Raw genomic sequence first — 12,782 nt, 5'->3', positions numbered from 1 at the left:
GAATGGGACGAGAAGATCGGCGCGGTGCCGCGGTTTACGAGCGCAGCGTGGAATGGACTCGTCACGTTCCCTGGCGCAGGCGCGGGCGCGACACCCTTGATTCCGGCCACGTGTGCCGGGTCGGTCGGGTCGACCGCGGCCGCGAAGTCGAGGCTCTGCATCGTGTCAGGCCCGTAGATCGCGATGGTGTCGGGTCCGGCGCCCTGAGCGATGAGGCTCGCAACCACGCGCGCGCCGTCGTCGTCGAAGCCGACGACGACCACCGCCTTCGGCTTCGGCTGCAAGGCCGCGCGCACCTTCTTGTTGACCGATCCTGCATCGGGGTCGTACACGATATCGGCGACCACCTTCACGTCGCCCTTGCGCAGACCGCGTCGTGCTGCCGCCCCGACGTCGTCACCGAAGAAGTCATTGCGGCGCAGGATCGCGACGCGCTTGTGGTCGTCGGCGCGCACGTGCGCGGCCAAGGCGAGGCCCTGGAGCCGTGGACCTGGCGCGGTGCGGAAGTAGAGCCCCTTCGACGATCGCGCAGTGACCGGGGCGAGGGTGTCCGAACCCGAGCACATGAGCATCCGGGCCTTGCGCACGTCGCCGAGCACGCCCAGGACCGTGGCGGGCGAGGCAGGACCGATCACGGCGTCCACACCGGCGTCCGCGAACGCCGACACCGTCGCCCGAGCGGTGGCGACGTCGGAGCCCTCGTCGCCGGTCCCGAGGCTGACTGCCGCGCCATTGACCCCGCCGGCCGCGTTGATCTCGCTCACCGCGAGCTCCACCGGCAGGCGCAGCGACTCCCGCAGCGACTGGAGGGCGCCCGTCTCGGGGGCGAGGCTCGCGATGGCGAGCGTTCCGTCCCCCGAGCTCGGACGCCTGGCGGAAGCGTCCGCCACCGACGCCACGCCGCTGAGCCCGCACCCGACCACGGCCGCGACGGCGAGAGTGCGCAATGGGTTGCGGTGCATCGGCGGTGATCGCTCCTGGACGACTGCGCCGACGCTAGCGACCAGGCGCTCGGCCGCCGGCCACCGGCGTCGATACCTCTCTCTTGCCTGATGCGGGCATGCGGGTGAAACTAGAACGCGTTTCACCTCGAGGCGGAGGCCAGATGTTGGATCTGTTGATTCGCGGCGGCACGCTCGTCGACGGCACCGGTGGTGCGGCGCGTCGCGCCGACGTGGGAGTGCGAGGTGGGCGCGTCGTCGCCGTGGGAGCGATCGACGAGTCTGCGAACGAGGTTGTGGACGCGGGTGGACTCATGGTCACGCCGGGTTTCGTCGACCCGCACACGCACTACGACGCACAGCTGTTCTGGGACCCAGCGGCGTCGTCGTCGAGCCTGCACGGCGTGACGACGATCGTTGGTGGCAACTGCGGGTTCACGCTGGCCCCGCTCGACGCGGGTGACGCGGACTACACGCGTCAGATGATGGCAAAGGTCGAAGGCATGCCGCTCGCCGCGCTCGAGGAAGGTGTTCCGTGGAAGTGGTCGAGCTTCGCCGAGTACCTCGGCGCGCTCGACGGCAACATCGGTGTGAACGCGGGCTTTCTCGTGGGTCACTGCGCGTTGCGTCGCAAGGTGATGGGAACCGAGGCGATTGGTAACGAGGCTACGCCCGCGCAGGTCGACGACATGACCGCGCTGTTGGGTGAGTGTCTCGAGGCCGGGGGACTCGGGTTCTCGACGACGCTGTCGTTCACCCACTCCGACGGTGATGGTGAGCCGGTGGCATCTCGGTGGGCATCACGCGACGAGGTGCTCGCGCTGTGCGCGGCGATCCGAGGCCATGAGGGCACCACGCTCGAGTACGTCACCGACGGTTGTCTGCGTGGGTTCCGACCCGACGAGGTCGAGCTCATGGCCGACATGACACTCGCGGCCCGTCGACCGCTGAACTGGAATGTGCTCACCATCGATTCGAAGGAGCCCGAGCGGTATCGCGAGCAGCTCGCCGCCAACGAGAGCGCGGCTGCTCGTGGCGGGCGATCGGTCGCGCTCACCATGCCGGTCCTGGTCGAGATGAACATGAGCTTCCTGAACTACTGCGCGCTCTTCATGTTGCCTGACTGGTCGACGGTGATGAGCCTGCCGGTCCCGGAGCGCATGGCGAAGCTCCGTGATCCGGAAGTGCGGCGATTCCTCTTGGAGCGCGCCCACGCGCCGGAAGCTGGAGTGATCGCGCGCCTGACCGACTGGGGTCGTTACATGCTGGGCGACACCTACTCGGCGGCCAACGAGGGTTTGAAGGGCCGACGCGTCGCCGACCTCGCGAAGGAACGAGGGCAGGAGCCGTTCGACGCCCTCATGGACATCGTGCTCGCCGACGATCTGCAGACCGTCCTTTGGCCCCTTCCGAGCGACAGCGACGACGCGTCGTGGCAGCTGCGCAAAGAAGCCTGGGCGCGGGACGACGTGCTGCTTGGTGGATCCGACGCCGGCGCGCACCTCGACCGAATGTGTGGAGCTCCGTACACCACGAGGTTCCTGGCCGACTGCCTGCGCGGTCGCCAGCTCGTGCCGTTCGAGCGCGCCGTGCAGCTCATCACCCAGGCACCCGCGAACCTGTTCGGCTTGCGCGACCGCGGCGTGGTTGCAGAAGGGGCGCACGCGGATCTCGTCGTGCTGGACCCGGACACGGTCGACATGCAGGACGTCACGCTCCTCTACGACCTCCCCGGTGGCACCGGCCGATTGTTCGCCGGGTCCAACGGGGTGCAACGCGTGTACGTGAACGGCCGGGCAATCGTCGCAGACGGCGAAGCCACGGGCGATCTTCCCGGCACGGTGCTGCGCTCTGGTCGCGACACCCGCACCGTCCCCGTTCCCGCCGGCGCATGAGTCCGCTACCTTTCGCGGCGTGAAGGCCAAGGCTTACAAGCTGCTCATCGGCGGCGACTCCGTCGATGGTGGAGGCGGCACGTACGGGATCCTCAACCCGGCGACGGAGGAGATCGTCGGCGAGGCGCCCGAGGCCACGGCCGCTGACGCGGAAGCTGCCGCACAAGCCGCGCGCGACGCGTTCCCTGCATGGAAGCGCACCAAGCCCGAGGAGCGCGCCAACCTGTTGCTTGCGCTCGCCGCCGCGATCCAGAAGCGAAGCAGCGATCTGTTGCCGTTGATCATCGCCGAGACCGGCGCGACGGTGACGGTGGGGTCCGCGCTCCAGGTCCCGCAAGCCGTGGCGCGCTTCCAGCGCTACGCCAAGGGCGCGATGCAGGACATCAACGTGGCGCTGCCTCCGTCGATCATGCCCACGACGCCCCTCGCGCCGGGCGGTGTGATCGGCGGCCAGGTGCTCCGCCAACCCGTCGGCGTGGTGGCGTGCATCACCGCATACAACTTCCCGCTCGTCAACATGGCCGGGAAGGTCGGGCCGGCGCTGGCCACCGGCAACACGATCGTGATGAAGCCGGCGCCCCAGGACCCGCTCGCGATCATCGAGTTCGCCGACATCTGCCGTGAGGTGGGCTTCCCGCCCGGCGTGGTCAACGTGGTCACGGGCTCTGCGCCCGAGGTCGGCTCCGCGCTCGTGGAGTCGGCCAATGTCGACATGGTGAGCTTCACCGGGTCGACCGGGGTCGGCGTGCGCATCTACGAGGCTGGCGCGAAGACGATGAAGCGACTGCTGCTCGAGCTCGGCGGCAAGGGTGCGTGCATCGTGTGTGAAGACGCCGACATCACCAAGGCGATCACCGGGCTTGCCAGCGTGTGGGGCTTCCACTCGGGACAGATCTGCACTGCGCCGACACGCGCCATCGTGCATCGCGGCGTCTACGACCAGCTCGTCGGCGGCCTCACCGCGGCCGCGCCGAGCCTGAAGGTGGGCCCACCAGAGGACCCGGCCACCATGGTCGGACCCGTGATCACCGCCGCCCATCGTGAGCGGATCGAGGGATATGTCCAGTCGGGAACCGATGAGGGTGCGAACCTCGTCGTGGACGGCCGGCGCCCCGAGGGCTTGGATCGCGGCTTCTATGTCGGCCCCACGTTGCTCGCCGAATGCCGTAACGACATGACTGCGGTGCGCGAGGAGATCTTCGGCCCTGTGATCGTCGTCGTGCCGTATGACGACGACGACGAAGCGATCGCCATCGCCAACGACTCCCCGTACGGCCTCTACGACTACGTGTTCTCCGAGGACACCGGCAAGGCGTACGGCATCGCGCAGCAGCTCGAGGCGGGGCACGTGGGCATCAACACCGCCCAGCGGAACCACGAGGCGCCGTTCGGCGGCTTCAAGATGAGCGGCGTCGGCCGCGACGGTGGCGACTGGGGCTTGTACGCGCACACCGAGATCCAGAGCGTGATCTGGCCGGGATGACTCGACACGAGATGCAACACGCGCTGCGGAGCGAACGCAGTGGATGGAGCGTCAACGGAAGTAGCGGAGTGGGAGCGCAGCAAAGGGTGGTGACATGAAAGCGCTGGTGTTCGACGGGTCGAAGGCCGCCATTCGCGACGACGTCGAGGTCCGCACGCCTGGCCCTACCGAGGTGAAGGTGCGCGTCGTCTCGGCGGGCTTGTGCCACAGCGACTTGAGCGTGATCGACGGCACCATCCCGTGGCCGTCGCCCGCGGTGCTCGGACACGAGGGTGCCGGGGTCGTGGAGCAGGTCGGCGAGGCCGTCAGCAATGTCTCGCCCGGGGATCACGTCGTGCTGCACACGATGGCGTTCTGTGGCGCGTGCAAGTGGTGCGAGACCGGCCGCCCGGCCTACTGCCGCAAGAGCATCTCGAACGCCAGTCAGCCGTTCACAGTTGCCGGTGAGGACGCGTGGAACTTCGCGGCCACGTCATGCCTCTCGGAGTACACGGTGGTGCAGGCCGTGCAGTGCGTGAAGATCGACGACGACATCGACCTCAACGTCGCGTGCCTGATCGGCTGTGGCGTCCTCACCGGCATCGGCACGGTCTGGAATCGCACGAACCTCGGCATCGGCGACACGTGCGCGGTCGTGGGCGTGGGTGGTGTGGGTCTGAACGTGATCCAGGCCGCGAAGGTGAAGGGTGCCAGCCGCATCTTCGCGATCGACACCGTCGCGTCGAAGGAGAAGCTGGCCCGGGCCTTCGGCGCCACCGACTTCATCCTCGCCGGCTCTGACGTCGACGTCGTGGCCAAGGTTCGCGAAGACTTCCCCACACAGATCGCGAACATCGTCGGATCCTTCGGTGAAGGTGGGATCGACTACGCCTTCGACTGCGTGGGCAACCCGGCGATCTTGAATCAGTGCCTTCAGATGCTCGACTGGGGCGGGACCGCCGTGGCGGTCGGGGTGCCCGCGTTCGATGCGACCGTCCCCGCGCAGGTCACGCTGCTCACACACGTCGAGCGCACGCTCACCGGATCGCGCGCCGGTTCGCACCGGCCGCATTGGGACATCCCGCTGATCGTGCAGGCGTACAAGCAGGGGATCATCAAGCTCGACGAGCTCGTGAGTGCGAAGTACCCCCTCGACGACTGGGAGCACGCGACGCACGATCTGCACGAGGGCAAGCTGGCTCGCGGTGTCCTCACCGTATCCGCGGCCTGAGAAAGGGACAACCACCATGGCACTGCCGGCTGAGGTCAAGGAGCTCGCGGCGAAGGTTCGCAACTGGGGTCGATGGGGTGACGACGACGAGATCGGCACGCTCAACCTCATCACCGACGACGTCGTGAAGTCCGCGGTCAAGGAGGTGAAGAGCGGTCGACGTCTCACCCTTGGCCTCCCGATGGACGAGAACGGTCCGCAGTCAGGTGCGATCCCCGGCCGCGACAACCCCAAGCGCGAGATGATCATGGTGGACGCGCCGTTCACCGGCGATCCCGACAACTTCACGACGAGCGATGACAAGCTCTCGATGGGCGTGCAGTCGTGCACGCATTGGGACGCGCTGGCGCACGTGAGCTACGAGGGCAAGCTCTACAACGGCGTGCCGTCCAGCGTGATCACCGAAGCCGGTGCCGCCAAGATGGGGATCGACAAGATCAAGACGATCATCGGACGCGGCGTGCTTCTCGACGTGGCCAAGGCCAAGGGCGTCGACCGGGTCGAGGGCGGGTACGCGCTCACGGGCGATGACCTCGATGCGGCAGCCGACCTCGGCAAGGTAAAGGTCCATCCAGGGGACATCGTGCTGATCCGCACCGGCCACATGCAGTGGTTCTTCGAGGGTGACCGTGAGAAGTACGGCGTGCCGTCGCCCGGTCCCTCGCTCCAGACCGTCCAGTGGTTCCGCGATCACGACGTGGCCGCGGTCGCCACCGACAACATCACCTTCGAGGTGTACCCCTCGGAGAGAGAGGATGCAGTGCTGCCCGTCCACCTGTTGCACCTCGTCGACATGGGCATGACCCAGGGCCAGAACTGGAACTTCGAGGAGCTGGCGAAGGACTGCGCCGACGACGGCCGCTACTCGTTCCTCCTCGATGCTTCACCGATGCCACTCACCAACGCGGTCGGCAGTCCCGTGAACCCGGTAGTGGTCAAGTGAGCGCAGACAAAGTGGAACGCGTGTCGGCGGCTCCCGGCATGGGCTCGGGGGTGAAGCAGCGCGACAAGATCAAGATGACCCAGGAGGAGATCGATGACTTCCTCAACGGTTGGCACACGATGAGCTGCGCGACCATGAACCACGACGGCAGCATCCATCTCGTAGCCATGTGGTACGGGTTCCTCGAGGGTGCGCCGGCGCTCGAGACCAAGGCCAAGAGCCAGAAGGTGCAGAACCTGCGGCGCAACCCGCAGATCACCTGCATGGTCGAAGAGGGTGAGTCTTACGACCAGCTCGTCGGCGTCGAGATGGTCGGCACCGCGGAGATCGTCGAGGATCCGGATCGGATCTTCGAGATGGGGATCAGCATCGTCGAGCGGACCTCAGGTCAGACGTACACCGAGGAGATGCGTCCAGCCGTCGAGATGATGATCAACAAACGCGTCGCCATCAAGATCAACGTCGACAAGTACGTCAGCTGGGACCACCGCAAGCTCGGCTAGCCCTCACACGCTCTTGCGTCGCTGCGGGGGCTATAGGACCGGGCAGCGACGCAATAGTGTTCAGCGCGCGGTGACGGTCTCCGTGTCGCGGCCGGAGCGCAGGAGGGTGCCGGGGCTGTTGCCAGTGAGCTCGGTGCCTCGGACGATCTCGGTGCCGTTGGTGATGACATGGGCGATGCCCTCAGCTTCGGCGTAGAGGCGGCCGGCGCCGGCGGGGAGGTCGTTGCGCCACGAGACCGGGCCGGGCTTGATCGTGGCGGGGTCGAACACCACGAGGTCGGCGTACCAGCCTTCGGCGATGCGGCCCCGCTCGCGCAGGCCGTAGAGGCGAGCCTGGCGGTCGGTGAGCAGCTGCACGGCCTCTTCGAGTGGCATGAGCTCGTGCTCACGAACCGCGCGCAGCATCGCGGTCGAGAAGCTGAACGTGGACAGCATGTCGAGGTGGGCGCCGGCGTCGGACGCGCCGACGACGGCACGCGGGTCGCGCCACACGTCTCGGCGGAGCTGCCAGCTCGCGTCGTCGTTGCCGGCGAGCGGGGGCTGCATGATCGTGCGGAGCTCGTCGAGCATCGAGATGTCCACCACGCAGTCGAAGGGCTCTTGACCTCGCTCCTGGGCGATGTCCTTGACCGTGCGACCCACGAGGCCTTCGTTCTCTTTGGAGAACGTCTCGACGATCGTCATGTTCTGCCAGTTGGCGAGGCCGCGCAGCATCCCTGCTTCGGGTGACGCCGCGCCCTCGGCGAGACGCCTGCGCTCGTCGGGATCCGCGAGCGCCTGCATCTTCTCGTTCACCGGCAGCGCCATGGTCTTGCGCCACCCGGGGAGGGCGTCGAACACGAAACCGGCCTTGAACGTGAGGAACGTGGTCATCACATCGGGCACGGTGAGCGCGAGCACCTTGCCGCCGTGCTCGCTGGCGAAGTCACTCGCACCCAGCTGCGACTCGACGTACGGAGCGTTTGCCGCGTTCGGAACGAGCACGTTCCAGTTGAGCGGGCGGTTGGCTGCCTGCGACATGTCGGCCATGAGCTGGCGGTGCTGCTCCTCGAACGCGCCGACGTGCGGGATGAACTCGAGCGTCGTGCCTTCGTGCTCACCGGTCACCTTGCAGAGGGCGATGAGCTCCTCGGGCGTTGCGAAGCGGGATGGCACGGGATCGCCGTTGGCGTCGTTGTGTGTGGTGGCCTGCGACGATGAGAAGCCGAGGCCCCCGGCTGTCAATGACTCGGCAAGTACGCGTCGCATCTTCTCGAGCTGCTCGGCGTTCGCTTCGTTCCCGATCGCGTCCTCGCCCATCACAACGCGGCGGATCGCCGAGTGGCCGACGAGGAACCCCGCGTTCACCGCGAGGTGGCCGTCGATCTTGTCGAGGTACTCACCGAAAGTGCGCCAGTCGTACGGAACGCCGGCGATCAGTGATTCGAGGGGCATGCCCTCGACCCGCGCCAGCATCTTGGTGAGGTAGTCGATCTCGCTCTCCTCGATGGGCGCGATCGTGAACCCGCAGTTGCCACCCACGATCGTGGTCACCCCATGCAGCGGCGACGGGGTCGTGGCGGGGTCCCAGAGCACCTGTGCGTCGTAATGGGTGTGGATGTCGACGAAGCCCGGCGCCACGACCTGGCCACCGGCGTCGATCGTCTCGGCGGCGTCCTCGTCGATGTCGCCGATGGCGACGACGCGGCCCGCGCGCACACCGACGTCGGCGCGCCGCGGCTTCGAGCCCGTGCCGTCGACGACTTCACCGTTGCGGACGATCAGATCCAGCATGTTGGGGACCCCCTAGGAGACCTGACGCGGCGTCAGGCTACCGTTCGCCCCTCGTCGATGTCGGTGGAGGTGCTCGTTTGGGCGTGGTCGCGGTCACAGGTTCGGCTGGCGGCATCGGCGGTGCGATCCGCCGTCGTATCGAGGCATCCGGGCACCGGGTGATCGGTGTGGATGTGCGCGACGCCGAAGTCGAGGCGGATCTCTCGTCTTCGGATGGCCGTGCGGCTGCGATCGCCGCGATCAATGAGGCTTGTGGCGGAACGCTTGATGGGCTGGTCGTCGCGGCCGGCATCGGGGGAAGCACGCGGGCGCCGCCCTCGATGGTGGCGCGCATCAACTACTTCGGTGCGGTCTCGCTGCTCGAGGGCCTGCACGACCGCCTTGCCAGCGGCGAGCTGCTTGCTGCGGTTGCCATCGCTTCGAACTCGGCGACCGCCATGCCGGTGGACGACGCCACGCTCGTGGATCGCTGTCTCGCGGGCGACGAGGACGGAGCAGCTGCGGCTGCCGAAGCCATGGGCGGCGAGGTCGTGTACGCGCATTCGAAGCTCGCGCTGGCTCGCAAGGTGCGGCGGCTCGCGGTCGAGTGGGCGCCGGGCGTGCGCGTGAACGCGGTTGCACCCGGACCTGTGCTCACGCCGCTGACCGAGGCTGCGCTGCAACATCCGGTGACCGGTGACCAGATCCGCGCCTACCCAATCCCGCTCGACCGCTGGGGCGAGAAGGACGAGATCGCCAACGCGGTGTGGTTCCTCCTGTCGCCCGAGTCGTCGTGGTGCACGGGGACGATCCTCTTCGCCGACGGCGGCACCGACGCGCTGCTGAACCCCGATCGCCTCTAGCCGAGTGAGCGCCCGCGCCGCAGGTACCCTGCGGCGCAGCAAGCGGGGCCCGAGCGGCCCTGCGCACAGCGCAGAGAGCGGGCAAAGTGGAGCTGCACGCGCAGGACGAAGGCCGGCACGCGGCCGGACCCGAAGACCTGTGGGGAGAGTCCTGGTACCACGACTTCGCGGCGGAGGACGGCTCGTACGGTGGTTATCTGCGGCTGGGCCTGTATCCAAACCTCGGCGTGGCCTGGTACTGGGTGCACCTGGTCCGGCGCGGCCAGCCCCTCGTGCTGATTCGTGACCACGAGGTTCCGTGCCCGGACCCGACGCGCGCCGCGCTCGAGATCGCATCCGATCGCGTTCGGGGAACCTGGAAGCCCGTCCAACCGCTGCGCGCCTATCGCATCACGACCGAGGGCACGGGCGTCGCGCTCGCCACCCCGGCCGACGCTTTTCACGGCGAACAGGGACCCGAAGTCCCGATCAGCCTCGATCTCAAATGGGAAGGCGCGGCGCCGTGCTTCGCGTACAGCGCGACCACGCGCTTCGAGCAGTCGGCCTGGGTCACCGGCACGGTGACAATCGGCGACAAGCACATTGACGTGCATTGTCCCGGCCAGCGCGACCACTCGTGGGGGGTGCGCGACTGGTGGTTGTTCCCGTGGATCTGGTGCTCCGGTCGCCTCGACGACGGCACCTGGTGGCATTGCGTGCGATCCGTGAACCCGGGATCCGACGCGTTCCAGACCGGCTACATCGTCGATGCCGGCACGAGCGAGTGGCGCGAGGTCACGACCATCGAGGTCGACTACGCGCTCGACGCCGACATGCTCCCGACGTCGGTCGAGCTCACGGTCGCTGACCTCGGGCTGCGCATCACACCCGAGCTCCATGCGCCCGTGCTCCTCGAGTCGAAGGAAGGCAAGCGCTCACGGTTCCCTCGCGCCATGAGTGCAGTGACGACGCCCGACGGCCGATCCGGTCACTGCTGGCTCGAGTTCAACTTCCCCGAGGACGTCGACCACCTCAAGTCGTAGACCCGGGGTCAGACGGCGGGTGCCTCCGGCCCGGTGCGGGGCAGGTCGAGGATCTTCGTCGCTTCGTCGCACGACGCGACCGGGCGACCGACATCTCCACACAGCGCGACGGCCTGGTCCACGAGCTCGACGTTCGTCGGCTGCCGCGCGCCCGCATGGTCCTCGAGGCCGACGTGCAGGTGCGCGCCGCGTTCGAGGGCGGCGCGGGCCACCGGGCTCTCGTAGAGGTCTCCACCGATGACCGCGACGGACCAGGGGAGCGTGCACCCGTCCAGGAGCTCGCAATACGCGTCGAGCGCCTTGATCGTCGGCGGGAGACCGAACGTCGCTCCTGCCTGCTGCTGCGCCACGCTGGTCACGTACCCGGCGTCGCCTCCGAAGTACAGCTTGATCATCGCGCCTTGTGGCAACCGCCCCGCGCGCCACCAGTGCAACGCGGTGCGGAGCCAGCCCGGCTCGAAGATCGCCATGCTCGGCCCGAGCCGCTGGCGCGCGCACACGTCGGCTTGGTGATGGATGTCGCCGTAGGAGTTGGCGTAGACGAACCCCGGCGCCGCGGGCAGGCCGTCGTCGTCGGTGCCGCCCAGGTTCACCGAACCAGGATCGATGATCCCGATGCGCAGCCAGCCGGTCGCCGCGAGCGGTGCCATGTGCGCGTACGCGCCCTCGACGCCGGGCCCGAAGTTGGTCGTCGGGTAGATCAAGGCGTCGGGACGTTCGACGAAGACCGGCTCCCAGCCCTCGAAGTAGCGCGCCGCGGACTGCTCGCCCGGCACACCGACCACGTCGCAGTGGTTGTGCACGATCCCGGCGCCCGCCGCGAGGCACGCGAGCGCATCCGCGGCGATCTCCTCAGGTGTGCGCGGCACGTGCGGGTTACGGTCTTTCGTGGTGGTGCCGTTGATGGCGGCCTCGATGATCACCGACTCGGCCATGGCGCCTCCCACTCTGGACTCCACACTCGTCGCGCTCGAAGGAGACTAGAACGGTGCCATGCACATCGACCTGACGCCCGAGCAGCAGGCGCTCCAACAGGAGCTCCGTGCCTACTTCGCGGGTTTGATGACGCCGGAGCGGCGCGCCTCGCTCACCGGCGGCGAAGCGGGCGGGGAGGGCTACCGCGAGATCGTCCGTCAGATGGGTCGCGACGGCTGGCTCGGGGTCGGCTGGCCCAAGGAGTACGGCGGCCAGGGCCGCACGGCGCTCGAGCAGTACATCTTCTTCGACGAGGCCAACCGGGCCGGCGTGCCGATGCCGCTCGTCACGCTGAACACCGTCGGGCCCACGCTGCGCATGTGTGGATCCGAGGAGCAGAAGCGGGAGATCCTGCCCAAGATCCTCACCGGCGAGATGCACTTCGCGATCGGCTACACCGAACCCGGCTCCGGCACCGATCTCGCCTCGCTGCGCACGCGCGCGATGCGAGACGGCGAGGAATACGTGATCAACGGCCAGAAGGTGTTCACCACCGGGGGCCACGACGCCGACTTCATCTGGCTCGCCTGTCGCACCGACCCCGACGCGCCGAAGCACAAGGGCATCTCGATCATCCTCGTCCCGACCGACGTGCCCGGCTTCAAGCACACGCCGATCTGGACGCTCGGCGGCGGTCACACGAACGCCACCTACTACGAAGACGTACGGGTCCCGGTCGCCAACCTGGTCGGCGAAGAGAACGCGGGCTGGAAGCTGATCACGCGCCAGCTCAATCACGAGCGCGTCGCGCTCGGGCCAGCCGGGCGGATCGACCGCCCGCTCCAGGAGGTGCTGCGCTGGGCGAAGGAGACCCGTCGGGCCGACGGCCGGCGGGTCATCGACGATCAGTGGGTGCGCACATCGCTGGCGCGCGTGCACGCCATCGCTGAGGCGCTGAAGCTGAACAACTGGCGCGTCGCGGCGGCGCTCGACGAAGGCGCACTCAACCCGGCCGACGCATCAGCGATGAAGGTCCTCGGCACCGAGCAGCTCTGGCGCTGCCTCCGCCTGCTGATGGAGATCGTCGGCTCGGCGGGGTACCTGCCGGATGGATCGCCGGGCGCGCTGCTGCACGGCCACCTCGAAGAGGCATTCCGGCATGCGCCGGTGGGTACGTTCGGCGGCGGCGTCAACGAGGTGCAGCGCGAGATCATCGGCATGGCCGGCCTCGGCCTGCCCCGCGCCCCCAGGTAGC

At 68.1% G+C, this 12,782-nt stretch carries 11 protein-coding genes; 8 read left to right on the top strand and 3 right to left on the bottom strand.

Features of this window, described 5'->3' with window-relative positions; genetic code table 11:
- A partial coding sequence (locus tag WEE69_03430) for an ABC transporter substrate-binding protein (protein MEX1144338.1) occupies positions 1–962 on the bottom strand: 962 nt, incomplete at its 3' end.
- A gap of 143 nt (positions 963–1,105) precedes the next feature.
- Between WEE69_03430 and WEE69_03425 the strand changes: the two genes are divergently transcribed.
- From WEE69_03425 to WEE69_03405, 5 genes are all read left to right on the top strand, one after another.
- Entirely contained in the window at positions 1,106–2,836 is a 1,731-nt protein-coding gene (locus WEE69_03425; protein MEX1144337.1) for an amidohydrolase family protein, read from the top strand.
- Positions 2,837–2,855: 19 nt separating this feature from the next.
- Positions 2,856–4,319, top strand: a complete 1,464-nt coding sequence (locus tag WEE69_03420; protein MEX1144336.1) for an aldehyde dehydrogenase family protein — start codon at positions 2,856–2,858, stop codon at positions 4,317–4,319.
- Positions 4,320–4,413: 94 nt separating this feature from the next.
- Positions 4,414–5,529 (top strand): alcohol dehydrogenase catalytic domain-containing protein, encoded by a 1,116-nt coding sequence (locus WEE69_03415; protein MEX1144335.1) that lies wholly within the window; start codon positions 4,414–4,416, stop codon positions 5,527–5,529.
- Between the two features lie 16 nt (positions 5,530–5,545).
- Entirely contained in the window at positions 5,546–6,472 is a 927-nt protein-coding gene (locus WEE69_03410) for a cyclase family protein (protein ID MEX1144334.1), read from the top strand.
- A gap of 38 nt (positions 6,473–6,510) precedes the next feature.
- Positions 6,511–6,975 carry a pyridoxamine 5'-phosphate oxidase family protein gene (locus WEE69_03405; GenBank protein MEX1144333.1) on the top strand — a complete coding sequence of 155 codons (465 nt, stop codon included), beginning with the start codon at positions 6,511–6,513 and terminating at the stop codon, positions 6,973–6,975.
- Between the two features lie 60 nt (positions 6,976–7,035).
- Here WEE69_03405 and WEE69_03400 read toward each other — a convergent pair whose 3' ends face one another.
- Positions 7,036–8,748: an amidohydrolase family protein gene (locus WEE69_03400; GenBank protein MEX1144332.1), complete on the bottom strand. Its 1,713-nt coding sequence runs from the start codon at positions 8,746–8,748 to the stop codon at positions 7,036–7,038.
- A gap of 83 nt (positions 8,749–8,831) precedes the next feature.
- Between WEE69_03400 and WEE69_03395 the strand changes: the two genes are divergently transcribed.
- Together WEE69_03395 and WEE69_03390 are read left to right on the top strand one after the other, a co-directional pair.
- The gene (locus WEE69_03395; protein ID MEX1144331.1) at positions 8,832–9,590 is read left to right on the top strand and encodes an SDR family oxidoreductase; all 759 of its coding nucleotides are present in this window, start codon (positions 8,832–8,834) and stop codon (positions 9,588–9,590) included.
- Between the two features lie 86 nt (positions 9,591–9,676).
- Positions 9,677–10,612 carry a hypothetical protein gene (locus WEE69_03390; GenBank protein ID MEX1144330.1) on the top strand — a complete coding sequence of 312 codons (936 nt, stop codon included), beginning with the start codon at positions 9,677–9,679 and terminating at the stop codon, positions 10,610–10,612.
- 8 nt (positions 10,613–10,620) lie between these two features.
- Here the strand turns inward: WEE69_03390 and WEE69_03385 are convergent, their stop codons facing one another.
- Positions 10,621–11,547, bottom strand: a complete 927-nt coding sequence (locus WEE69_03385; protein ID MEX1144329.1) for a 3-keto-5-aminohexanoate cleavage protein — start codon at positions 11,545–11,547, stop codon at positions 10,621–10,623.
- Between the two features lie 58 nt (positions 11,548–11,605).
- On the opposite strand from WEE69_03385, the gene WEE69_03380 reads away from it, so the two are divergent.
- On the top strand, positions 11,606–12,781 hold the full coding sequence (locus WEE69_03380; protein ID MEX1144328.1) for an acyl-CoA dehydrogenase family protein: 1,176 nt from the start codon (positions 11,606–11,608) through the stop codon (positions 12,779–12,781).
- Position 12,782: the final 1 nt, after the last annotated feature.

The organism is Acidimicrobiia bacterium, from assembly GCA_040881685.1.
Lineage (GTDB): Bacteria > Actinomycetota > Acidimicrobiia > IMCC26256 > PALSA-555 > SHVJ01.
The sequence above is the reverse complement of the archived record's forward strand: the minus strand, read 5'-3'. Positions and strand labels throughout refer to the sequence as shown.